The organism is Xenorhabdus poinarii G6, assembly GCF_000968175.1.
In the GTDB taxonomy this organism is placed as follows: domain Bacteria; phylum Pseudomonadota; class Gammaproteobacteria; order Enterobacterales; family Enterobacteriaceae; genus Xenorhabdus; species Xenorhabdus poinarii.
The window spans coordinates 550,565-573,765 of record NZ_FO704551.1; the positions used below are offsets into that span (position 1 = coordinate 550,565).

Sequence of the window (23,201 nt, forward strand, 5' to 3'; positions counted from 1 at the left end):
CAAACGTATTTCTGCCCATGTGGATTATTCAATCAACCCCATAAACTGCTGATAAAATGCCTCAGCACTGCGTTCATAGCCGGCGGCGGAAAGATGAACGTAATCAGGGCGTGCCAGATTTTGCTGTGCCCATCCTTTGATTGAACAGGGACCGCCCATATATTCCCGCCAGTTCCAGAACAGGGTACGCTGTTCTTTGGCAACCGCTTGCTGTATCTGAATCACGTTATTCAGCAAGGCGGGTTGTTGCTCATCACAGTTTGCTGCGCGTTGATTTTTCAGCGAGTCATTTGGTCCAATCAGTAAGATAACGGTTTGCGGTATGGCTTTGCGAATAGCCTGCACTTTAGCGATCAGATCGTTTTGGTAAGCGGTCAGATCCAACGCATCGTTAAAGGCTTCATTGGTGCCATAGGCGAAGATCACCATATCAGGTTTCATCTGAGCCAGTGTCTCAATCCATTGTGGTTGCCACTTATCCAGCAGATTAATGGTCGCACCATTAACGCCCAATGCGGATAACATCACACCTGGACTTTGACGTTTGATTAGCCAGCCGCCGATTTTCAATTGCGTATCTTGTGGAGAGAGATTGAGGGGAAAATGGATACGCTGTTCGGGAGAAAAATGCCATTCACTCTGTGTTGCAGGTAAGCTCATCATGGTAAAGGGCGTTTTTATTTGGGTTGCCTTATGAGATTGATAAAGCACCCTTAACTCGTATTGACCACGGGCAGAGGAGGAACCGAGCTGGATTGTGCTGTTGGCGCTTTCCGGGATCGCAATAAAGCCCCCCAGGGGATAATCTGCCCGATTATCCTTGCGGCTGCTTGAAAGCCACCAGCCGGTTTTATCCTCAGTAAATTGCACAAGGGCGTTACGTTGGCCGGGAATGCTCATCGGTGGAATAAAACCCGGCCCGGCATCGCCATAATGATCCTGCAATAAGCTGCGCAATTTACCGGTAAAAAAATCTGCCGCGGTGTGAGAATCACCCAGTTGCACAAAATGCAGTTGGCGGGTATCGCTATGGCGTAATTTATCAACCAATCGTGCAACATTGGGATCACCAAAATCCGTCAATTGTTGTTGACGATGGGTTAGTGTTGCCGGGCGTTCTGATGCCCGTTTGGATTTTTCCCCCTGGCACGATAATAGGCTGACTGAGAGTGCGATAACCAGACCTGCACCCATTATCCGATAAAACCAACGGAACAGGCTAAGTGGTTGCATCTTCTTTAACTGGCTCCTGAATTAATGTAATCAATGAAAATAGATAATCCGCGATGGTTTGTTGCCCCCTCGGAGTGAAATGAATCCCGTCTCCACTCCGAAGTTTGAGGGGACTGCTGCCATCGCCAAGATAATCTGAGTAATGATTTGATTGATATTTGAACATATCATTCACCGCAACAAAAATCTCTCCCATTTTCTCCACTTCTGTCTGATATAACTCATTGAGGTAAACCATGTTGGTGGAGAGTGTTTTCTGGCGCATATTGGGAGGGCCAACCCAAATGACATCAACCTTATGTTGGCGCGCTGCCGTCAAGATTGTTTCGATTCTTTGGCGATAAAGCGTTTCCCAATGTTCACTGGCGAATTTTACATAAGCGCCTCCGCGTCCTGATGGCATATCCCACGGATCATTTGGGCCTAGAAATATCATAACCAATTTAATATCGGGGTAAGTGCTCAATGTATCGCTGATGGTTTTTGGCCAATCAAAGAAACCGGGATAAGACAACCCGGTGCTTTGCTTACTCAAGTTAATACTGGTAATACCATATTCCTGTGATAGCCGCCGTTTTAAATAGGGCGCGATTCCCTGCATCATGGAATCACCGGCAAATAACACCTTATCTTTCCGGCGCAGGTTGACCTGCGCCTTCTGGATAATTTCAGCAATCGGATTTTTTGCAGGCTGATTGGCTAATAAAGGGGGAGGTATCAGTTTCGTCTCTTTGTTTAGCAACTCAGGAAAGGTGACAGAGAGATTTTCGACGGGATACAAATAACCTTGCAGAAAGCGCAGACCAACCTGAAATTCAGGGGGAAAAACTTTCCAGTGGTTATCGTTATGATTGGCTGACAATGCATTATCTTGATATTTACCTTGCGCATATGCCATAAACGTTTCACCGGCAGCAATAGCCCCCTGATGCAGATTATCGCCCAAATCCCACCACGTTTCTCCTTTGAGGGATACCCAGGGGCTATTGCGGTGATATTTCTGTTGCCAGAAGTTATCCAGTGAACCTTGATTCAGCCAAATGAGTATCAAACTGCTCAAGAGCATGATACAAATGGTTTGTCCGACTTTTTTCAGATTAGCGGTAAATTCAGAAGTTGGCATAGATAAATCCTGGCATTCCTGAAGGTGACAACATAAACACCAAGGTCAGGATTAGCGCTAAAGGGATTGGATAATAAACCCAGGAGATAATACGGTGATTTTTTTCAATCTGATTTCTGAGATTGACCAACCAGGGATAGAGAATAAAGAGCCCCCAGAAAACCATTAATAAGGTGAGACTGGATAACAAGGATAGGGCTATTTCACCGGAGAACAATGAATGAAATACCGCCAGTGCATCGTCAAAGGTTGGGCTGCGGAAAAAGACCCATGCAAAACAGACAAAATGAAATGTCATTATGCGGGATAAGAATAAGAAAATAGGATTCTTGGCGCGTCGATCATGATGTTGATGTTTCTTAGAAAATAGGGCATTGATAATATTTTGCAGCATTACCCCGAATCCATGAATAGCTCCCCAAATAATAAAACTCAGTCCGGCACCGTGCCATAAGCCGGAAATGAGCATGGCTGTGAAGATGTTCAAGTTTCTGCGGAATAGGCCTTTTTTATTCCCTCCCAATGGGATGTAAACATAATCACGGATGAACGTTGACAGGCTGATATGCCAGCGTCGCCAAAATACATGTAAATTTTCGGCAAGATAAGGTGCATCAAAGTTGCGAGGTACTTTGAAACCTAACAGCAGGGCGATACCTGTCACAAGATCGGTATAACCGGAAAAGTTAAAATAAATATGCCAAGCATAAGCATAAATCGCCACAAGAACTTGCCCGGCATGATGGCTGATGGGATCTTCAAAGACGGGATTAACCCAATATTCAGAGAGCGTCGCACTGAGTAAAAAGAGTTTTGCGATAGCGAGTGCGATCAATAATAACGCTTTCAAGGGGTCCAGTATCACTCTGGAGGATGCCTGAATCTGCGGCAGGAAATTGTTGGCTCGATTAATCGGCCCGGCGACAATGCTGGGAAAAAAGCAAAGGTACAACATGACATCAAGCAGCGGCGCCGCGGGAAGTTCTTTCTTGCACACCGAGACAACATAGCTAACTGAATGAAAGGCATAGAATGACAACCCCAGAGGCATTAATAATCCAAGTACCGGTAGTTCGATATTGATACCAATATGAGTCAATCCTTGTTGGATGGATTCTTGGAAGAACGAATAATATTTGAAAACCGTGAAACAGCCGAGGATGCCGAATGTCAGTAGCGTGAATAGGATTTTATTCGATAAATAACGGCTGAGGATATTGGCTAAACAATAAATAAATAGAGTATAAGCGAATAAAATACAGGCGAATTTCGCAGAAAAGGAGAAGACAAAGAAATAACTTACTAAAATTAATACACCGTTTTGTAGCCGGGGCGTTTTTTGTAAAAGCCAATAGACAATCAACAAAATAACAAACGATCCAAGAAACTCAAAAGAGAAGAAATTCATATCAGACTCAGGTTAATCATTTATCGTTGGGAGACAGAATGTCATTCTGATATGCATTATAGTATGGAATTTGTTTATGTTTACAGTAGGTAATTATCAATATAGGTGAAAAAAATAATCCACCGGGTAATGAATACCCGGTGGATTATGGGGAGAGTGTTATTGCATAGCCAATTCATGAGCCTGTGAGATGAGTTGCCGATTGCCATTCAATACTCGATGCAAATAGCGGTTATATTCATTCCCCAGTTCAGAATAGCCATTGAGATTATCGATAAGCTTACTGGTATTCAGCGGCTCTTGTGTTGTCCTCTGTTTTGCCCGTGAAGAACGCAGTGATTCATAAGCATGGTGCGTATTCAGATTCTTCATATAGGCAACGACAGAAGCGTTAATGGTCGGATAAGCTGAATAACCTTTCACTTTTCCATTCGTTTTGCCGCAAGTGCGACAACGCATCCCAAACAGATTATTATTTTTTTTGGCAAGTTCTGATGTTCCCCAACCCGATTCAGCGGCCGCCTGTGTGGCGACGAAATGGGTAGGAATAATATCAACTCGACTGAGCAATTGACGCCAGTTGACCTGTTTTGGTGAATTACAGGTCATTTTGTAATCGACGCAGATCTTTTTTAGTCGATTGCTATCCTGTGCAGACCAATAACGATTTTTCCGGTGTGACAGGAGCCATTCGCGGTCTTGCATAATCTTTTGATTATGCTGAACAATGACAGGCACAATAATATTTAAAAACGCTTTCTTCCGGGGTGTACCTGAAGGATATTTTCGCAAATCGGGCAAATTGATCGGTATGCCATTGTGAGAATACTCTTGAATTTTCGAGGTACTGGTCGAGGCATTGCTCAGACCGGTGAAGATTAATGAGATAAAGAAAGCGAAGACCGCACTTGTCCTCATGATTAGAGAGGGCATTTGCTTCTCCTCGTTTTATTACTCTGGATGAAAAACACACGAATACTAACAGAGCAGACAATATATAGCTACTGTTATTCGCCATTCATAAGTTCAGTTTCTATCACGAAACCTAACACACTACTGATAAATATCTCTATTTTTTATACTCTATGGTAAATTAATGTAATCATCATTATGGTTTTATTTAGTATTGAGTCTGACGCATATAATAACTCATGGGGTTATATTCCTTTTTAATCGAATTTTTATTTATTACCCTCACCAGATAAGGTAATGTTATTTCAATTAAAATTTAACTTTCTTGGGTGTTTATTTTGAGCCTGAACAGGTTTGCTTTATCGCTGTGATGATAACCAATTCTATGATTCAATTTTTTGTTATCTATTTTTGTGGTCGGTTTTTGATTCTTTATATTAAATTCGACGCTATTTTTATTTAACGAATTTGAAAAGCCCCTAAGTCGATTGGTGTTTCCTCCAGTTTGGAAAATAATTAGGGAGCCGAAGCTCCCTAATTGGGTATGATAAAGATGAGTTGAACCACTACAGCCACTTCGCGACACCGCCGTGGCGAGCGCAAGCGCCTTTACGGGATTGACTCTTGCTATGGCTACCATCTTTACAAAGGGCTGTATTCGCGCCTTTTTTGGCTGTATTCTTTTTGACTGTATTCTTTTTGATCTTTCTCTTTGACGCCTGGTGTTTTTGGGCTTTTTTACTGACTTTCTTGTCTAACGTGTTAGCGTTGTGTTTTGTTGTCTTAACATTATTTTTTACTGACGTGACTGTTTTTGGCGCAGTCTCGGTTGAGGTTGATACTGCTGGCGCTGCCAGTGCTGTACTTGAAAACAACACCAGTAATGCTGCAACTGATAACTTCAAGTTTTTCATCGCATATTTCCTCTGATTAGAGTCCTAAAGCCAGACATCTACTTTTGCAATTTGGAGTATAGTTTTGAATGTTATGATTGCAAATTTAACATTAAGGGGGTTTATATTTCGTTTTTGATTCCCTTTTTTTGATTCACTTATTGTCACTGACGAAATTGTCACTGACGAAGAAAGGATGATGCCACCCGGTATCGTATGCTTAAATCGTGACTTGTTAAGGGTGGGGAGTCAGGAAGGGATGAGCGATTCACGAGGTGGGCAGCCGGAATGTTTCTTAATCTGCCCGTTTAATGCTTGCCCGGCAAGTATCTCCCCGGTTCATCAATGAAGGTTATTTTGAATGGCAATGTGCCTAAATCATCGGCATGTCTATTAACTTGGGTCTGAGCATAATTTTACCGGATTCCATTTCAATGTTAATCGGCTGTTCCTCTAAATTACTTAGGGTTAACCAATCCCCTGCAATATAAAGTTCACCATTTTCACGAATACTGTCGATTCCTTCATAGGGGTTATCTTCCACTTCGTTGATCAAACTGACTAAATCTACGTCTGGATCAACCAGAGAGATAATAATGCCATTGGAAAACTGTGAGATATGAAATAATTCATTCGCGGTAAATCCAGCATCGCTGAGTGCACTACCATTCAGGATTAATTCAGGGATACCAATGTCAGTATGGCGAAATGAAACATGAAGGCTCATTGATACGTTCCTTGTGTGATTGGGATATATCGCGATACTTTATCAGTACTTCGCCCGTACTGCACCGCGAATTCATCTGTGTTTTTCATCTGTATTCATTCATTGGTTAAATGTCTACCCTAGCGGGTAGTGATCTCATACGCTATCGTCAATGTTGTGCTTTGCGAAGTAACTCGCAAAAAAATGACGGGATATTTCCTACCCTGATATGTTTATCCTCAGTTTGAGTAAGTAAAAACGGGGTAAATATTTATTTAATTCATAAAGTGAAAAAGAAAAAATGCGATGTTATCGGCATGGTGGATAACTTATTTTAGCCAATGGTCGTGTCATTCTTATCGCTATTCTTTTATATGTTGGCGAATGAAACTTAGTTGAGCATTTTATTGGTTGAATGGATTGATGAATTGAAATTTCTGATATTATTTTTGGATGGCAGGGAATGAAAATATTAATCATTTTTATAGTGCGCTATTTTCTTATTATATTATGGTGTTTTTGTTGGTAATCTGACGATCAATACCCGTTAATGACAGGCATTAAAAAGCCCTGCCAATAGAATTAAGCAGGGCTGCCGGTTTTAGCGTGTGAATTTATATTTTCACACGGAGAGGCTTAATATTAAGCCGCATTAATACCATATTGAGCACAAACAGAAGCCAGACCACCCGCATAACCTTGGCCAACTGCGCGGAATTTCCATTCGCCATTGTGGCGGTACAGTTCACCGAACAACATCGCGGTTTCGGTAGATGCATCTTCTGTCAGGTCATAACGAGCTACTTCAACTTGCGTGTCATCGTTAACCAGACGAATGAATGCACCGGAAACCTGGCCAAAGTTCTGGTGACGAGCCTGTGCGTCATGAATCGTGACGACAAACACCACTTTTTCCACGTCAGCAGGAACCTGATCCAGCTTGATTTTCAGTGATTCGTCATCGCCATCACCTTCACCGGTACGGTTATCACCGGTGTGCATGATGGAGCCATCAGAGGATTTCAGGTTGTTGTAGAAAATGAAATCGGCATCACCACGTACTTTACCGCTTGCGGTCAGCAGGAAAGCGGAAGCATCAAGGTCAAAGTCTTGTCCGTCAGTTGCACGGGCATCCCAGCCGAGACCGACCAGAACGTTTTTCATGCTTGGCGCTTCTTTGCTTAGAGAAACGTTTCCACCTTTAGAAAGAGATACACCCATTATGATTTCCTCATTTATTACATTTATTAATTGAATTGGCTTTTACTTACTGATTTAGTTTGTATTTTGTTTTTGAGGGAACAGCAGGCTGGCAATAATGCCGGCTGCCAGCACCCCAATGACCACAAACAGGCTTGTTGTCGCCGTAATCGAATAACCGTGGTGGAAGATGTGCTCTGAAGCGTTCAGACCCAGTTTAATGGCGATAAAGAACAGTAAAACGATCACGGCTTTTTCCAGATGCACCAGATACTTCTTCAATGCTTCCAGCACGAAATAGAGTGTACGCAGACCCAAGATAGCAAACATCATGGCGCTGTACACAATGAGAGGTTCTCGACTGACCGCAATAACCGCAGGAACAGAGTCAAAGGCAAACATCACATCAGACAGTTCAACCACGGCCAGACACAGCATCAATGGGGTGGCATAAAGCGCGACTTTACCCGCCCGGCTCACTTTTATATCGGCATTTTCTGGCTTAGCTAATGCGGCATCCACCTCCTTTTGCTTTAACACAAAAGCATGGCCTTGCAGTTTCGGCCAGATTGGGAAGAAGCGCTTAACCAGACGATAGGCCAGGTGTTGTGAATAGTCTTCGATTGCGTCGTCGTCATCACCGCTTTTCAACATCATGACCGCTGTCCAGCCAACAATCACGGCAAATACAATTTCAACCCACGGCCCAAGTGTCAGCAGGCTGGTTCCGATGGCGACGAAAATCCCACGGAACACGATAGCACCGATAATCCCCCAATACAGAACCCGGTGACGGTAGCGATCAGGGATCGCAAACCAAGAGAAAATCGCCATGATGACAAACAGATTATCAACAGAAAGCACTTTTTCCAGTGCGTAGCCTGTGACAAACAGACTCGCGGTTTCCGCACCATGATGAATATACAGAAAGCCCGCGAAAACAAAGGCAATGGCGACCCAGAAAACAGACCAAAGGGCGGCGCTACGCAGTGAAATCGGCTTATGATGACGATGCATAAAGAGGTCGATAGAGAGCGCACCAACCGACAGAATAATGAATACAGCAACGGTTTCCATCGGAAAACCAAAGTGCGTGGATACCATGAAGTAAGCCTCTTAAAGTTATCTGCGATTACAGTGCGAAATCAGCCGGTGTAAAGCCAAGGGCTAAACAAATTTCCCGCATGGCATTTTTTTCGTTGTCATCAAAGTCATCATCACTTTTGGCGACGGCGATCCCGACACGTAAAGCCAGTTGAGCCGCTTCCGGCTGCGGTTTCAGTGCCATGATGAATTTCATGGCTTCACCTTTGCCAATGTCCGCATCAAATTCATAGCTGCTGACCAGTTTGTTAAAGAATTCGATAATTTCAGTTGTATCGAAGACTTTCAGTTCCGGTGAGTTTTTAATGAAGCCGATCATTTTCTGCTTTTCTTCTGAGCTGACCCCATCGCTCGCCATAGCGACGTGTGCACAGACGGCGACAGTCCCTTCCATGAATTTTCTGTTTTTGAAGCGACCAACCTGATTGGTCAACTCTTCACGCCCGGCATTGAACGCCGATTTTATTTTGTTTAAAAAGGACATAAGATCTCCCGTTTGAGTAAGAACGTATTGCATAAAGTTGTGGTTATTTACGGCCAGATGTCCAGCTAAAGCCCCATCCAAACGCATTATCCATCTCTTTATGCCCGCTGAAGTATTGATTGATGCGTTCTACTTTGATGGCCCCGTTTTCGTTAACAAGACGGGCAATGGCACACATATTCTGGTGGTTGTGGCCTTCCGTCAGGCGCGTTTCAATGGGCGGTTGATCAGGCACCGTGATCGTGACGACACCATCCGTTTTGTCCCAGCCAGGGACGCCTGCGTAGATAAAGGCGTAGATCAACACTTCATTGATGTTTTTCCATTCAAGACCATTGATATGCAGCCATTCGCCATCACTGACACTACCAGTACGATCATCGCCTTGTAATTTGACATAGGGCGCATGGAGGTAATCGCCAAAGCGATTGCCTAAGGCTTGTACCACATCGCAATGTCTATTTTGTAGCCGGACAAAAGCGCCGAGATCTAAATCGACGTTTTTATTTGAGCCAAAGAGACCTTGCAGTACGCCTTTTGCAGAGGACGTCTGATGCCAGTTCAAATTGATGCGGATTTCACCGTAGTTATCGCGTTTAGTCAGGCTAATAGCCGGTTTTTCTTTGGTCAGTGAAACTTTGCTTAAATTAATCGTCTTGGAGGGCGCAGGGACAGGAGGCGGAGTCGGAGCATCATCAATGATGTCTACGCCAAAATGCTCTGCCAGTGGCTTGAGCCCGCCCTGAAAACCCTGAGCGATAAAGCGGAATTTCCACTCGCCATTGCGCCGATACAACTCACCGAGGATTAAAGCGGCTTCTGGACGTCCTTGTATTTCAACGACGCCCTGCAAAATCACGTTGCTGTTCAATTCAACCTGAATGGCCAGATTGCGCAGATGGGAGATGGTTTGGTTGTTGTCGCAGGTGGCGGTAAAGGCCACTTTTTGGACATCTTGATCCAAGGCAGGCAGGTTAACGCTGAATGCGGTATCGGTATTGCTTCCGGTCAGGCGAATGGTATTGTCGTTATTGACTGGCTGACCGTAGAATACCATGTCGGGATCGCCTTTAACTTTGCCGTCGGTGTAGAGGCGAAAAGCGGAAACATCAACGGCAGAGCCAGACAGAACCCGCACGGTGAGTGTTTGATTTGAAACAGGGGCATTACCCCCTGGTGTCAATTTCATGCGCGTACCACCACGGTTTCAACGATCTGTGGATACATTGCGTCAATGGTGCGTTCAAGACAAGGAACGCCATGAGCCGTGAAATCCCACTGACCCCCATTGCGGCGCAGGGAAGAGATAATAATGCCGGTGTGAGCGCCTTGTTCATTCAACTGATAGCGAGCCAGCTCTTTACCGTTTTGGTCGACAACGCGGCAAAAGGCATTTTCAACATCATTAAAGGTTTGACCGCGGAAGCTGTTCACCGTAAATGCAAGGTATTCGATATTGTCGGGCAGATGACGGAGATTGACGCGAATGATTTCATCATCGCCATCACCTTCGCCCGTCAGATTATCGCCAGTATGCTGGATAGCACCACATTTTGATTTGAGTTGGCCAAACCAGACTGTATCAATGGCATTGCCGGATTGATCCAGCATGATGCAACTTGCATCCAGATCAATTTCATCACTGCCACCGCCGAATAACCCCGCCAGAAAGCCTTTCTTTTTAACCACTGGGTCCCATCCCAGGCCAAAATCCACGTTAGCCAGTGATGCACTCTGTTTGGCGAGTGAAACGGACTGATTTTTGTTTAACGAAACCATTAATGACACCTCTATGCTGTTTGTCGGTGAATCACGCAATTTCACGTATTAAAAAATCATAATATGACAAATAGATCGCAGGAAGCTTGTCATATTATGATTCTCATAAACACGATATCTGGTTGTTAACTGTATGATAAAAAACAATCTGTCTTCGTTTTTTATGATTTCCTTTTCATGAAAAAAAGTCAAACAAATTCTACACTAAAAAATCATAATATGATTGACTTATCTCTGTTAACACCTCTAGACTGTGGTTTGTTCCTCTCTAAATTAAGAGCAAATTCTGACAGTTACGGTATTAAATCTTTAACAGTTTAACGATTTGGCAGCCTGTCAATTCGTCTATTTAACGATGGTTTATCACGCAATGACCGGTTTTGATTGATGAGAAAACCGGCACGGTTTTTATCTATCATCCGAAATGCGCTGAAATTTTTTCTTAAAAGGCATCATCATGACCGTGTTGAATGGCACCGATGTTTATGAAAAGCAACCCCATACAAAACAGGTTGATCAAAAACAGATTTATCAAAAAAAATTGAACAGTGGGACATTGACGGTAACCGCTTCCCGTGGCATTGCATCACTTGAAACATTGTTCGATATCGCTGAACGCCGTAATCCCAAAAGGGCATTTCTCTTTGTCAGTAAGGTGTTAGGACGACATATTCCGGTCAAGCCATCGGTCATGCGTTCAATTTATCGGCAATTGTCCGAGCAATTCCCGGCAAATCTCCCCGGTCCGGCGCTGTATATTGGCATGGCAGAAACGGCTGTCGGGCTTGCCGCAGGCGTATTTCAGGAAACAAAACATAAAGTAGAAGACGCCGTTTTTCTGACGTCGACCCGCCATCCCGTTGACGGCGATTTATTGTGTGAGTTTAAGGAAAATCATAGCCATGCGACGGATCATCTGATTTATTGGCCGACAGCAAGTCGCTTGCGTCAAAATGTGACCCATGCCAGAACATTGGTGCTGATTGATGATGAAGCAACAACAGGTAATACGTTCCTGAATTTGCTGGAAGCGTTGCGTCACGCAGGGCTTAAACATATTGAGCGTATTGTCACGGTGACATTGACCGATTGGAGTGGGAAATCGATTGAGGCGCGCAGTCCTTTGCCGGTATCTGTCGTCTCTTTGGTTGAAGGAAACTGGCAATGGGATAGCGATATGTCAGCCCCGGTTCCAGAAATGCCACCAGTCAATGTGACCGCTCAGGGGAAAATCAATATTATCGGCCAACAGAACTGGGGGCGTTTGGGGTTGGAGGAAATCCAGTGTGATATTGGTGAAAAAATCACCGTAAAGGCCGGTGAAACCGTGTTGGTATTGGGTTCCAGCGAATTTGTCTGGCAACCGTTCCTGCTGGCTGAACGGCTTGAGCAGGAAGGCGCCTCGGTGGTGTTCGGCTCAACAACCCGTTCGCCTATTTCCTGCGGTCACGCGATTCAATCTGTCATGGCGTTTATTGATAATTATGGGCTTGGTATTCCGAATTTTCTTTATAACGTTGCTCACCAGCAATTTGACCGGATATTACTCTGTCTTGAAACGCCAAAAATCTCTGTTGATCCGGCGTTGATGGCGCAACTTTCTCAGGTTTCTCCGGTGATAGAGATCGTTGGATATGATTAAGCCCGTATTTTTGACTGATCTTGATGACACACTATTTCAATCTCGCCGTAAGCTGCAAGAAATATCGGATATATCAACGTTGCGGGTCGGGGCATCGGATCGACAATGTGCTCCCCACAGTTATATGACCGGAGAACAGGCTATGTTCGTTGATTGGCTGCTGGCTTACGCGGAGGTGATCCCGGTTACCGCCAGAACGACAGAACAGCTCAGTCGCGTACATGTTCCGTTCAGTTCTTGGCGCATTCTTTCGCATGGTGCGGTGCTCCTTACGCCAGATGGTTCTGTTGATGAACCCTGGCAATTACACATGCTATCGGCATTGGCGCCATATCGGGATAAATTGGACGAATTAGCGCGTCTGAGCCAGCGTTTGGTTGCCACTTATGGTCTGGATGCCTGGGCACGTATTGATTGCGAGTATGGTGATCAGCCGGTTTTTCTGATCATTAAGCACCGTCATCACCATAAACTGAACGAACTTAATCTGCTGGCTGAAGCTTTAGCGCAAGAAAGTCATTTTCATCAACACTTCTATTTCCATCAAAATAATAACAATCTTACTGTGTTACCAAAGTGCGTTGACAAGGGGTTGGCCACTCAGCATCTTTTGCAAAAATTGCGTGCCGAGCGAGGCGTGTTCCCGGTTATTGGTCTGGGGGATAGCCTGAGCGATCACCGCTTTATGCAATTTTGCGATTGGTTCGGTATGCCTCAGCAAAGCCAGTTTGCGGACACATTAATGACTGCGTTATTCGGAGCTGTAAATCATGACTAGCTTTCCCACTTTTTCAGGGAGTTATGCTGCTGACGATGTGCAATTTCTGCTAAAACCGATTCAGATTGAGATGACGCCGGTTGACGTTAAGGAACAGTTAATCCAGTCGGGTACTCGTCATTATTCAGAGATGTTAAGTCAGGAACCTGAGCCGACACGTTATCACCTTGAACTGTTTGATCAGGCGCTTGAACAAGGCGCCGCCCGGTTGGCGAAGGAAGTGGTGATGCTCGCTAAAGCGCTGATATCCCGCTTTGGAGAGACACCGATTGTCTTAGTCAGTTTGGTCAGAGCGGGGGTGCCGTTGGGCGTTATGCTGCATCAAACGCTCAGAAAAATGGGTCGTCGTTCTTATCATTATGGCATTAGCATTATTCGTGATCGGGGCATCGATAATACCGCGTTGTCGTATATCGAACAGAAGCATGGCACGGATGGCATGGTGTTTGTCGATGGTTGGACGGGTAAAGGTGCAATTAGCGAAGAGCTGTCGCGATCATTGGCGGGAAGAGCTGGTTATGCGGGGCTTCCGCGTCTGGTGGTATTGGCTGATCCTTGTGGCTGTGCCTGGCTGGCTGCCAGTGATGATGATTGGTTGATCCCTTTTGGCATTATGGGCGCACCGGTATCGGGATTAATATCACGTTCGATCTGGCAGGAGGCAAGTTTGCACGGTTGTGTGCAATGTGACCATCTGAGCAAATTTGAATGCAGCCGTTTATTGGTGGATACGGTTGCTGCTTATCGTGATCGTTTGGCGTTGGCAGCGATACCTGAAGCGGCCTGGGTACCGCAGGCAAAAACACGGTTACCGCAATCCTGTTCAACGCAATCATCTTCAAAACAATCATTTTCAAAACAATCATCTTTACAACAACTTAGTAAAAAGGTGATTGGTGATCTCGCGGAAAAATACCAGATTGACAATATTAATCGTATTAAACCCGGCATTGCAGAGGCAACCCGGGCAATATTACGACGTGTGCCAGAACATGTGCTCGTGCGTTCCGAAGAGGATCCTGATGTCGCTTTACTGGTGCATCTGGCGCGCCAAAAAAGGGTTGTGATCACGGAAGTGGGTGCTCTAATCGGTCAATACCGCGCTGTCACTATCATCAAAAGGGTACTCTGATGAAACCGACCCCTTCGCCATATCAATTGGGTGCAACTCTGTATATCCCCGCGACTCGCCAAAATATTGCAGAAATCCTGTTGCAGAATAAGATCCCTGATCTGCGTTCGCTGGTGATTTGCCTGGAAGATGCGGTCAGTGAGCAGGAAATTCCTGCTGCGATCGAAAACCTCAGAGAGCTGATGCACACATTGGCAGACGCTGATCGTTTTTCTTCTGATACTGACCCGCATCGCCCCCTGATTTTTATTCGCCCGCGTAATGAAAGCATGGCGAAATATCTGGTTGCTAACGTTAATCTGAGCGCCATTGATGGCATGGTGTTACCTAAATTCACCTATGCCTCATTAGCTGATTGGTGGGCGATTATTCGTTCAACGCATCTGTGTATTATGCCAACACTGGAAAGTACCGAGGTGTTTGATGTGCAGAAAATGAATCAGCTTGCTGACGAGCTAAAATCACATCCCTGTAAGGATCGCATTATTGTCTTGCGTATTGGCGGTAATGATTTGATGAATGCCATGTCTTTGCGGCGTTCCCGATACTTCACACTTTATGATGGGCCGATGGGGTATGTGATTAAAATGCTGGTGGCCGTTTTTGTTGCGCGGGGGTTTGCCCTGACCGCGCCCGTTTGTGAGCATATTGATGATTTAAAATTGCTTGAGAAAGAGCTGGAGTTAGATATTGCCCACGGTCTGGTGGGTAAAACCGCCATCCATCCAGGTCAGATCCCATGTATCCAACGAGCGCTGATGGTCAGTGCCCAAGATCACGCCGAAGCATTGAATGTTCTCCAGGCCAGTAAGGCGGTTTTCAAATCACAGGGTATGATGTGTGAACCCGCGACCCACCAACGTTGGGCGAGGAGTATTCTTGAGCGGGCTGCGCATTATGGCATCGAAACGGGAGCCGCTTAGGAGCCGGAGAACCGGCGAGAAACAACGCTAAGTTCACCATGACGCTCCCCTGATGCCAGCTGATGGATGTTCACTGGCAGCAGGGGATGAGTGTAGATTTGATTGTTCACTTAGTGGTGGCTGCGCATAATTTTATCAAGGTATCCCATAATGAAGGCGGATAACACAAAGGTGAGATGGATAAGGACATACCACATGAGTTTATCGTTTTCGATATTTTTGGCATCCATAAAGATGCGCAGCAAATGAATGGAGGAAATGGCAACAATTGAGGCGGCCACTTTGTTCTTCAGTGACGTTGCATCCATTTTACCCAGCCAGCTCAGTTTTTCTTTGTGCTCATCGATATCCAGACGTGAAACAAAGTTTTCGTAGCCAGAAAACATGACCATCACCAGTAATCCACCCACCATCGCCATATCAATCAGAGAAAGCAGCGTCAGGATAAGACTGGATTCTGCTAAGTCTAAAAATTGGGGGATGATATGTATGATTTCCTGAAAGAATTTAACCGCAAGGGCAAGTAATGCAAATGATAAACCAAAATAAACCGGTGCGAGTAGCCAGCGAGAGGCGTACATAATGTTTTCAAAAAAGCGTTCCATTGTGTGTTCAATAAATAACAAAAAAGATAAAAAAGAGGGATCAGTATAACCTGAATCCTGATTAAGTAGTCATTAGGAGAATACATTTTTATCTTAGTCATATTTAGTAGCATTTTTTCTTTTGAAAGTATTAAGCGATGAATCTGGCTAAAGCCGTCGTACACCGTGGTGACAAGTCGGAGGATTAGACGTTTTATTTGATGAGTCAAGAGTGTAAATATTTCCTTATTTTTCAATATGCAATGAAATATTTTACTGGCTGATGATGAGAATCTCACGTCATCAGGCTGAAACGGGCGAAAACATCACTCATGTTTTTCATCCGTTTTGTTATTGATTTACTTGCGATAAAGACTATTCTGAAAGTTATTTTGTCGTTCACTGTAGGAAAGTTGGAGGCGTTGTCCCTGACTTGGTCATAAAAATGCTGCTTAATCCCAAACAACTTAGAAATTTTAAGCTAACGTTATTACTTGCACCGGGTAAACCGATAAGTAAAGTTAGGATCATCAGGGAACTCAATTGTTCAGGGCCAACATTAACCCGAGCGCTACGAAATTTAAGAGATCTTTACTGTGCTGATATTCGGTTTAGCAAAATGGGGAATACCTATCAATTAGTTGATAAAGGAATGCTGACCAAGAAGGATGTAAAAAGGATCGAAGAACTACTCGCACAACACCTCAGCTTCAAATCTGAAGCATCGATCAGCCACGTTTTCCTCGATAAAGAGAAGAAAAAATCGATTTCTGTCTCTTTAAGAATGTCGGTACTCAGAAAAATTGATGGCTTGGCCAATCGGTTAGAGACAAGCAGAAGTGAAGTGGTTGAAATGGTGGTGGATCAGTGTATTGAAACGCTGTTACAAGAAAATATCAACGGGAATATTTCAAAGCGATGATGCCACAAAACAAGCCGTAGTGATTGATGCCGTTGATTGCCGCACATTAGAAGAGCCGGCGTTAAAGGGCAAGGCGATGCATAACGGCGGGCTTTGCGGCACCGCCGGTGTTTATGGAATACGTTGAGCGCGAAAATAACCGCTTAACTTAATTTATCTTGTGCCCATTTAACACTGCTCTGATATTCTGGTGGTAATAGTGAAGCCAGCGTTTGTAATGTTGTTTGCAGTGTTCTCTTATCGGCATCAGTGACATTTAAATGGCCTACCTTACGAGCCGGACGAACCTCTTTTTCATACCAATGCAAACGAACCAGCGGCAAACTAAGCCATGCGGGATTTATTTCTGTTCCGATCAGGTTAATCATGACTGATGGCGCGAATATTGCGGGTTGCGGCATAGGGAGATTCAGGATCGCCCGTAGGTGAAGTTCAAACTGGCTGATAGACGCCCCGTTTTGTGTCCAGTGACCACTGTTATGAACCCGTGGGGCTAATTCGTTGATCAACAAATGGTCGCCAACAATAAAACACTCCATCGCCATCACACCAATATAATTCAGATGATCCATGATAGAGGAGAGCATTTTTTCAGCGAGTTGCTGAACGTGTTGATCGGCCATATCCGGTAACGCAACACTGGTACGTAACATACCTTCCTGATGCAAATTGTGAGTCAGTGTATAGAATACCGATTCACCGTTGGCATTACGGGCACCGACCAGAGAAACTTCCCCTGAAAATGGAATGCCTTGCTCGACAATACATTCACCGTAAATGTCAGGCGGAAGGGTGGCTTCATCACCCGGCCGGATACGCCATTGACCCCGTCCGTCGTAGCCTCCTGTCCGGCGTTTGACAATGATGAAATCCCCTAACTCCGCAAATAGTTGTGGCCATTGTGCGGGAGAAGAAAGCAACTTCCACGGTGCGGTTGCCAGACCCAATGTGTCCATCAGCTGCTTTTGTGGCAGGCGATCAGCCAGCCGAGGAAAAATATCGCGATTAATAAACGCATTATGATGTGCCAGCTCACGCGTTAACGCGGTTTCCGGCCAACGTTCAATTTCTGCGGTGATCACACTCTGTTGATAAGGTACGGCTTCCGGCTCGGCATCTAATCCCACCGGATAAACAGCGATCCCCAATGGTTCACCCGCTTGACGCAGCATTCTGCCCAGTTGACCATTTCCCAATACACAAACAGGTCTCATGCCTCCTCCCGTGGATCTGGATTATCCAAAACCGATTGTGTTTGTACACTACGCCAATCCGACAGGCGTTGAAACAGAGGACGGTCATGTAAAGCCAACACTTGAGCGGCTAACAAGGCGGCATTGGCTGCCCCTGCCTTGCCAATCGCCAATGTTCCCACTGGAATGCCCTTCGGCATTTGCACAATCGAATAGAGGCTATCAATACCGCTGAGTGCAGCGCTTTGTACCGGAACACCAAACACGGGAATCAGGGTTTTAGCGGCTAACATGCCCGGTAAATGTGCTGCGCCCCCGGCTCCCGCGATAATCACATCAAAACCGTTTTCTTTGGCATGTTCGGCGAAATGAAAAAGTTTATCGGGTGTGCGGTGGGCTGAAACAATCTCAACATGGAAAGGAATCGCAAGAGCGGTCAAAATATCGGCGGCATGTTGCATCGTCGCCCAGTCGCTTTTCGAACCCATGACAATGGCAATTTTGGGGGGATGTGGGTGCGCTATTTCTGTTGCAGAAGTCACAGTGATTGTGGGATCAGAGCTGGACGTCATAAATCAGATGCTCCTGTATTGGGTGTCTACCAGAACCAAGATGAAATTTCAGGCGACGGATCATATCACGCTAATAGCCCAAGGAAAACGTTTGCGTCACTTGCTGAGTCGATTTTACCAACTTTTATCAGAAGGTGAAGGTGAGTAATTCAATGGCTGTTTTTGTGACTTTGAACATTGAACCTTGCTGATGCCATGCCCCTAAGACACCACGGTGTACCGTTTTATCGCCAAGTTGAATATCGTGTATTGCCGGGCGATGGGTATGCCCATGAATGATCCAATCAGCCTGATGCGCTTTGAAATGCTCGATAACCGTCCCTTGGTTGACATCCATAATAGATTCGGATTTCTGGCGGTTAGCATATTGGCTACCTGCCCGCATTTTCGCGGCAATTTTTAACCGAATAAATAATGGGAATAACAGGAATAATCGCTGTATCCACGGCGTATGTACCCGCTTACGATACTGTTGATAGCCAACATCATCGGTACATAGTGTATCGCCATGCAAAATCAGAATACGCTTACCGTATAATTCCAGCATCTTTTCCTGTGGTAATAAAATTAAGCCACTTTCTTTGGCAAAGCGCGAGCCAAGTAAAAAATCACGATTGCCATGAATGAAATAGCAGGCAACGCCCCTTTGTTGCAGTTCAGAAAGGGCGTGGGCAATTTTAGTGTGTAATGGATTAGGATCATCATCACCAATCCAGTAATCAAAAAAATCACCCAGGATATAAAGACGCTCAGCATGAACCGCTTCTTCACGTAAGAAACGTAGAAAACCGGCGGTAATGGCCGGTTCTTGTTCACTGAGATGCAAATCCGCAATAAACAGTGTACTCATTTAGCGATCAACGATTATTGGGTGGTGGTGATTATTCGCTAACAGTGACACGTTCAATGATCACATCTTCACGTGGGACATCTTGGTGCATACCGCTGCGGCCAGTGGAAACGCCTTTGATTTTATCAACCACATCCATACCTTCAACGACTTCAGCAAATACACAATAACCCCATCCATCTGGACGTTCTGAACGGAAGTTCAGAAAATCGTTATCCACAACGTTAATGAAGAATTGCGCTGTTGCAGAGTGTGGATCATTGGTGCGCGCCATGGCGAGAGTGCCACGGTTGTTTTGCAGGCCATTATTTGCTTCGTTCTTGATCGCGTCCTTAGTCATTTTCTGCTTCATGCCTGGCTCAAAGCCACCGCCTTGGATCATAAATCCATTGATAACACGGTGAAAAATGGTGTTGTCATAAAAACCTTCAGAACAATAATTCAGAAAATTTTCAACCGTGACCGGCGCCTTATCCGCGAAAGTTTTGATTACGATATCGCCAAAATTGGTGTGAAAAGTCACCATAATAAACATCCTATTAATAGTTGTGGTTGACCCTGCATTGAGGGAGATTCGGAACAAGCGCTGTTATATCATATCTCAGATTTTGAGTCAGTATTGAGGAGCGCTGTATCACCGGGCAGTGCCACTATTTTGCGACTATTCACTCGATGCTCAAGATCATCTCTCTATGCTCAAGATCATCAGGTGATTTTCGTGTTATTAAGTGCAATTGACCCAACACAATTGACCCAACACAATAAAATTCACATTACACCGATTGGAGACATGATCATAAAAAAAGACAGATTGTCATTGTTTCGGCTTTCAATTTCGGCTTACTGCGTTTATCATGCGCGCTTCGTAATTTCAACCGGCGCCACTGGCTTTGAGCTTTAGCGGAGAAATGATGCCTCCCGCTAGCTGACACAGTCTTTTCCCGTGGCGGTTCTATCTGCATTATTCCAAGGGATAGATGATAGCATAAATGACTGAGAATACCTCTCTGACACCACTCGTTGAATTGAAAGCCTTGAGTAAAGGTTTCGACGGTAAACAAGTTATCTCACAGCTCGATCTGACAATCAATGATGGCGAGTTTCTGACCATTCTAGGGCCATCCGGTTGTGGCAAAACCACAGTACTCCGTTTGATTGCCGGGCTAGAAGATGCTGATTGTGGCAAAATTTTACTGGAAGGGCAGGATATTACTGATATTCCCGCTGAACACCGTCATGTGAATACGGTCTTCCAGAGTTATGCCTTGTTCCCCCACATGACTGTATTTGAAAATGTCGCTTTTGGACTTCGAATGCAAAAAACACCGGAAAAAGAGATTGCTCCGCGTGTTGAGGAAGCGTTACGCATGGTGCAGCTTGAAGCATTTGCCCGGCGTAAACCGGCACAGCTTTCCGGCGGTCAACAACAGCGTGTGGCGATTGCCCGCGCGGTGGTGAATAAACCGAAGGTGCTGTTACTGGATGAATCACTGTCCGCACTCGATTACAAATTGCGCAAGCAGATGCAAAATGGGCTAAAAGCGCTCCAGCGTAAGCTCGGTATTACCTTTATCTTCGTCACTCATGATCAGGAAGAAGCGCTGGTCATGTCAGACCGTATCGTGGTGATGCGTGACGGACGCATTGAACAGGATGGCTCTCCGCGTGAGATTTACGAGGAGCCGAAAAATCTGTTTGTTGCCCGCTTTATCGGTGAAATCAATATCTTTGACGCCAGAGTGCTGTGCCGTATTGATGAGCAACGGATACGTGCGAATGTCGAAGGCCACGAATGTGATATTTTCACCTCGTTGCCAGTGACGGTTGGGCAAACACTCAATGTGTTGCTGCGCCCGGAAGACCTGCGCGTAGAAGAAATCAATCATGGTGAGCAGGTATCGGGATTGATTGGTTATGTTCGTGAGCGTAACTACAAAGGGATGACACTGGATTCAGTCGTCGAAATGGAAAATGGCAAGATGGTGATGGTAAGCGAATTCTTCAACGAGGATGATCCTGATGTTGACCATTCCCTGAACCAGAAAATTGCCGTGACATGGGTCGAAAGCTGGGAGGTGGTGCTGATCGATGAAGAAGACGCGTAAACTATTCCAGAATATCGTCATTACGGGCATTGTGTCTTGGTTGATGCTATTTGTCTTTCTGCCGAATCTGATGATCATCGGAACCAGTTTCCTGACGCGGGATGATGCCAATTTGGTGCAGATGATTTTCTCGCTGGATAACTATACCCGGTTGTTTGATCCACTGTACGCCGAGGTGTTGTTGCATTCGCTGAATATGGCGATTGTGGCGACGCTGTGCTGTCTGGTCATTGGCTATCCGTTTGCTTTCTTCCTGGCGCGTATGCCGGAGAAACGGCGTCCACTGATGCTATTTCTATTGATCGTCCCTTTCTGGACGAACTCTTTAATCCGTATTTACGGTTTAAAGATGTTTCTCAGTACCCGTGGCTATTTGAATGATTTTCTGCTGTGGGCAGGGATCCTTGATAAACCGTTGCGCATCATGTACACCCCCGAAGCCGTTGTGTTGGGTTTGGTTTATATTCTGCTGCCATTTATGGTGATGCCACTCTATTCCAGCATTGAAAAACTGGATAAATCTTGTCTGGAAGCAGCACGCGATTTAGGCGCCGGCAAATTGCAGACGTTTATCCGTATCATTGTGCCTTTGACCATGCCGGGTATTATCGCCGGTTGTTTGTTGGTATTGCTGCCCGCGATGGGGCTGTTCTACGTGGCTGACTTGATGGGGGGCGCGAAAAACCTGTTGATCGGTAACGTGATTAAGAGCCAGTTCCTTAACATTCGTGACTGGCCGTTTGGGGCGGCGACCAGTATCTGTCTGACGCTGGTCATGGGGTTGATGTTATTGGTTTACTATCGAGCGGCTAAGCTGCTGAACAAGAAGGTAGAGCTGGCATGATCGGACGCCTGTTACGCGGTGGTTTCATGACCATCGTTTATGCTTACCTGTATATCCCGATTATTATTCTGCTGGTAAGCTCGTTTAACCAATCACGCTTTGGTATTCGCTGGCAGGGCTTTACCACCGAGTGGTACGGCCTGTTGTTTTCCAATGACAGCCTGCTTCAAGCGGCTGGTCACTCTCTGACGATGGCCGTCGCGTCTGCCACGTTCGCCACTTTAATTGGTTCTTTGACAGCGGTGGCACTGTATCGTTATTCGTTTCGTGGCAAAAAGTTTGTCGGCGGTATGTTGTTTGTGGTGATGATGTCACCGGATATTGTGATGGCGATTTCCTTGCTGGTGCTGTTTATGCTGCTGGGTATTTCATTAGGATTCTGGTCGCTGTTGTTTTCGCATATCACTTTCTGCCTGCCGTTTGTGGTCGTTACGGTTTATTCCCGCCTGAAAGATTTCGACGTTAAAATGCTGGAAGCCGCGCGTGATCTGGGGGCGGGTGAGCTGACTATTCTGCGAAAAATCATCCTGCCGCTGGCAATGCCGGCAGTTATGGCAAGTTGGCTGCTGAGTTTTACTCTGTCGATGGATGATGTGGTTGTCTCCTCTTTTGTGACGGGGCCAAGCTATGAGATCCTGCCGCTGAAGATCTATTCAATGGTTAAAGTGGGGATTTCGCCGGAAGTCAACGCATTAGCAACGATTTTATTACTGATGTCGTTGGTTTTAGTGCTGATTAGTCAATTTGTTATGCGTGATCGCACGGGTAAGCCTTAATCTTTTCTGTCAGCGTGGTCGCCAGTGACCACGCTTTT

Annotated in this window: 24 protein-coding genes; 8 read left to right on the top strand and 16 right to left on the bottom strand. The window is 45.3% G+C overall.

The features are described from left to right. Nucleotides 1–24: 24 nt before the first annotated feature. The 11 genes from XPG1_RS02400 to XPG1_RS02450 form a co-directional block, all read right to left on the bottom strand. Nucleotides 25–1,233 carry an SGNH/GDSL hydrolase family protein gene (locus XPG1_RS02400; protein WP_045957665.1) on the bottom strand — a complete coding sequence of 403 codons (1,209 nt, stop codon included), beginning with the start codon at nucleotides 1,231–1,233 and terminating at the stop codon, nucleotides 25–27. Then, nucleotides 1,220–2,356: an SGNH/GDSL hydrolase family protein gene (locus tag XPG1_RS02405; protein WP_045957666.1), complete on the bottom strand. Its 1,137-nt coding sequence runs from the start codon at nucleotides 2,354–2,356 to the stop codon at nucleotides 1,220–1,222. Before XPG1_RS02405 ends, XPG1_RS02400 begins: the two co-directional genes overlap by 14 nt. Further along, nucleotides 2,343–3,764 (bottom strand): MBOAT family O-acyltransferase, encoded by a 1,422-nt coding sequence (locus tag XPG1_RS02410; protein WP_045957667.1) that lies wholly within the window; start codon nucleotides 3,762–3,764, stop codon nucleotides 2,343–2,345. The genes XPG1_RS02405 and XPG1_RS02410 overlap by 14 nt, the downstream gene beginning before the upstream one ends. Before the next feature lie 159 nt (nucleotides 3,765–3,923). Next, nucleotides 3,924–4,697, bottom strand: coding sequence for a protein bax (locus XPG1_RS02415; RefSeq protein WP_045957668.1), 774 nt, complete (start codon nucleotides 4,695–4,697; stop codon nucleotides 3,924–3,926). A gap of 545 nt (nucleotides 4,698–5,242) precedes the next feature. Next, nucleotides 5,243–5,590, bottom strand: a complete 348-nt coding sequence (locus XPG1_RS02420; RefSeq protein ID WP_045957669.1) for a DUF3761 domain-containing protein — start codon at nucleotides 5,588–5,590, stop codon at nucleotides 5,243–5,245. A 352-nt stretch (nucleotides 5,591–5,942) separates the two neighbouring features. Then, nucleotides 5,943–6,296 (bottom strand): type I addiction module toxin, SymE family, encoded by a 354-nt coding sequence (locus tag XPG1_RS02425; RefSeq protein WP_045957670.1) that lies wholly within the window; start codon nucleotides 6,294–6,296, stop codon nucleotides 5,943–5,945. Nucleotides 6,297–6,917: 621 nt separating this feature from the next. Then, nucleotides 6,918–7,496, bottom strand: a complete 579-nt coding sequence (locus XPG1_RS02430; protein WP_045957671.1) for a TerD family protein — start codon at nucleotides 7,494–7,496, stop codon at nucleotides 6,918–6,920. 54 nt (nucleotides 7,497–7,550) lie between these two features. Further along, entirely contained in the window at nucleotides 7,551–8,579 is a 1,029-nt protein-coding gene (locus XPG1_RS02435; RefSeq protein WP_045957672.1) for a TerC/Alx family metal homeostasis membrane protein, read from the bottom strand. A 28-nt stretch (nucleotides 8,580–8,607) separates the two neighbouring features. After that, nucleotides 8,608–9,063 (bottom strand): tellurite resistance TerB family protein, encoded by a 456-nt coding sequence (locus XPG1_RS02440; RefSeq protein WP_045957673.1) that lies wholly within the window; start codon nucleotides 9,061–9,063, stop codon nucleotides 8,608–8,610. Nucleotides 9,064–9,106: 43 nt separating this feature from the next. Continuing rightward, entirely contained in the window at nucleotides 9,107–10,252 is a 1,146-nt protein-coding gene (locus XPG1_RS02445) for a TerD family protein (protein ID WP_045957674.1), read from the bottom strand. Continuing rightward, on the bottom strand, nucleotides 10,249–10,842 hold the full coding sequence (locus tag XPG1_RS02450) for a TerD family protein (RefSeq protein WP_045957675.1): 594 nt from the start codon (nucleotides 10,840–10,842) through the stop codon (nucleotides 10,249–10,251). Before XPG1_RS02450 ends, XPG1_RS02445 begins: the two co-directional genes overlap by 4 nt. A gap of 457 nt (nucleotides 10,843–11,299) precedes the next feature. Here XPG1_RS02450 and XPG1_RS02455 point away from each other — a divergent pair, with 457 nt between their 5' ends. Genes XPG1_RS02455 through XPG1_RS02470 form a run of 4 tightly spaced genes read left to right on the top strand, consistent with a single transcriptional unit; the run spans nucleotide 11,300 to nucleotide 15,317 of the window. Continuing rightward, nucleotides 11,300–12,484, top strand: coding sequence for a phosphoribosyltransferase domain-containing protein (locus tag XPG1_RS02455; RefSeq protein ID WP_045957676.1), 1,185 nt, complete (start codon nucleotides 11,300–11,302; stop codon nucleotides 12,482–12,484). Beyond that, nucleotides 12,477–13,262 (top strand): hypothetical protein, encoded by a 786-nt coding sequence (locus XPG1_RS02460; RefSeq protein ID WP_045957677.1) that lies wholly within the window; start codon nucleotides 12,477–12,479, stop codon nucleotides 13,260–13,262. Before XPG1_RS02455 ends, XPG1_RS02460 begins: the two co-directional genes overlap by 8 nt. Continuing rightward, nucleotides 13,255–14,394: a cysteine protease StiP family protein gene (locus XPG1_RS02465; RefSeq protein ID WP_045957678.1), complete on the top strand. Its 1,140-nt coding sequence runs from the start codon at nucleotides 13,255–13,257 to the stop codon at nucleotides 14,392–14,394. Before XPG1_RS02460 ends, XPG1_RS02465 begins: the two co-directional genes overlap by 8 nt. Then, entirely contained in the window at nucleotides 14,394–15,317 is a 924-nt protein-coding gene (locus XPG1_RS02470) for an HpcH/HpaI aldolase/citrate lyase family protein (protein WP_045957679.1), read from the top strand. Before XPG1_RS02465 ends, XPG1_RS02470 begins: the two co-directional genes overlap by 1 nt. A gap of 110 nt (nucleotides 15,318–15,427) precedes the next feature. On the opposite strand, the gene XPG1_RS02475 is transcribed toward XPG1_RS02470, so the two are convergent. Next, nucleotides 15,428–15,922, bottom strand: coding sequence for a TIGR00645 family protein (locus XPG1_RS02475; RefSeq protein ID WP_045957680.1), 495 nt, complete (start codon nucleotides 15,920–15,922; stop codon nucleotides 15,428–15,430). A 424-nt stretch (nucleotides 15,923–16,346) separates the two neighbouring features. On the opposite strand from XPG1_RS02475, the gene XPG1_RS02480 reads away from it, so the two are divergent. Then, nucleotides 16,347–16,823: a hypothetical protein gene (locus XPG1_RS02480; protein ID WP_045957681.1), complete on the top strand. Its 477-nt coding sequence runs from the start codon at nucleotides 16,347–16,349 to the stop codon at nucleotides 16,821–16,823. Between the two features lie 143 nt (nucleotides 16,824–16,966). Here the strand turns inward: XPG1_RS02480 and purK are convergent, their stop codons facing one another. From purK to ppiB, 4 genes are all read right to left on the bottom strand, one after another. Next, nucleotides 16,967–18,037 (bottom strand): 5-(carboxyamino)imidazole ribonucleotide synthase, encoded by a 1,071-nt coding sequence (purK, locus tag XPG1_RS02485; RefSeq protein ID WP_045957682.1) that lies wholly within the window; start codon nucleotides 18,035–18,037, stop codon nucleotides 16,967–16,969. Next, a complete protein-coding gene (gene purE / locus XPG1_RS02490) occupies nucleotides 18,034–18,588 on the bottom strand; it encodes a 5-(carboxyamino)imidazole ribonucleotide mutase (RefSeq protein ID WP_045957683.1) in 555 nt (184 codons plus the stop codon). The genes purK and purE overlap by 4 nt, the downstream gene beginning before the upstream one ends. Before the next feature lie 127 nt (nucleotides 18,589–18,715). Next, a complete protein-coding gene (gene lpxH / locus XPG1_RS02495; protein WP_045957684.1) occupies nucleotides 18,716–19,438 on the bottom strand; it encodes a UDP-2,3-diacylglucosamine diphosphatase in 723 nt (240 codons plus the stop codon). A 31-nt stretch (nucleotides 19,439–19,469) separates the two neighbouring features. Continuing rightward, complete coding sequence (gene ppiB / locus XPG1_RS02500; protein ID WP_045957685.1) at nucleotides 19,470–19,964, bottom strand: peptidylprolyl isomerase B; 495 nt, start codon at nucleotides 19,962–19,964, stop codon at nucleotides 19,470–19,472. Between the two features lie 463 nt (nucleotides 19,965–20,427). Here ppiB and potA point away from each other — a divergent pair, with 463 nt between their 5' ends. From potA to potC, 3 genes are read left to right on the top strand one after another with little or no spacing between them, the layout of a single operon-like run. Then, nucleotides 20,428–21,543, top strand: coding sequence for a spermidine/putrescine ABC transporter ATP-binding protein PotA (potA, locus tag XPG1_RS02510; protein ID WP_045957687.1), 1,116 nt, complete (start codon nucleotides 20,428–20,430; stop codon nucleotides 21,541–21,543). After that, nucleotides 21,527–22,387: a spermidine/putrescine ABC transporter permease PotB gene (gene potB / locus XPG1_RS02515; RefSeq protein ID WP_045957688.1), complete on the top strand. Its 861-nt coding sequence runs from the start codon at nucleotides 21,527–21,529 to the stop codon at nucleotides 22,385–22,387. The genes potA and potB overlap by 17 nt, the downstream gene beginning before the upstream one ends. Beyond that, a complete protein-coding gene (potC, locus tag XPG1_RS02520; RefSeq protein ID WP_045957689.1) occupies nucleotides 22,384–23,163 on the top strand; it encodes a spermidine/putrescine ABC transporter permease PotC in 780 nt (259 codons plus the stop codon). The genes potB and potC overlap by 4 nt, the downstream gene beginning before the upstream one ends. Nucleotides 23,164–23,201 lie beyond the last annotated feature (38 nt).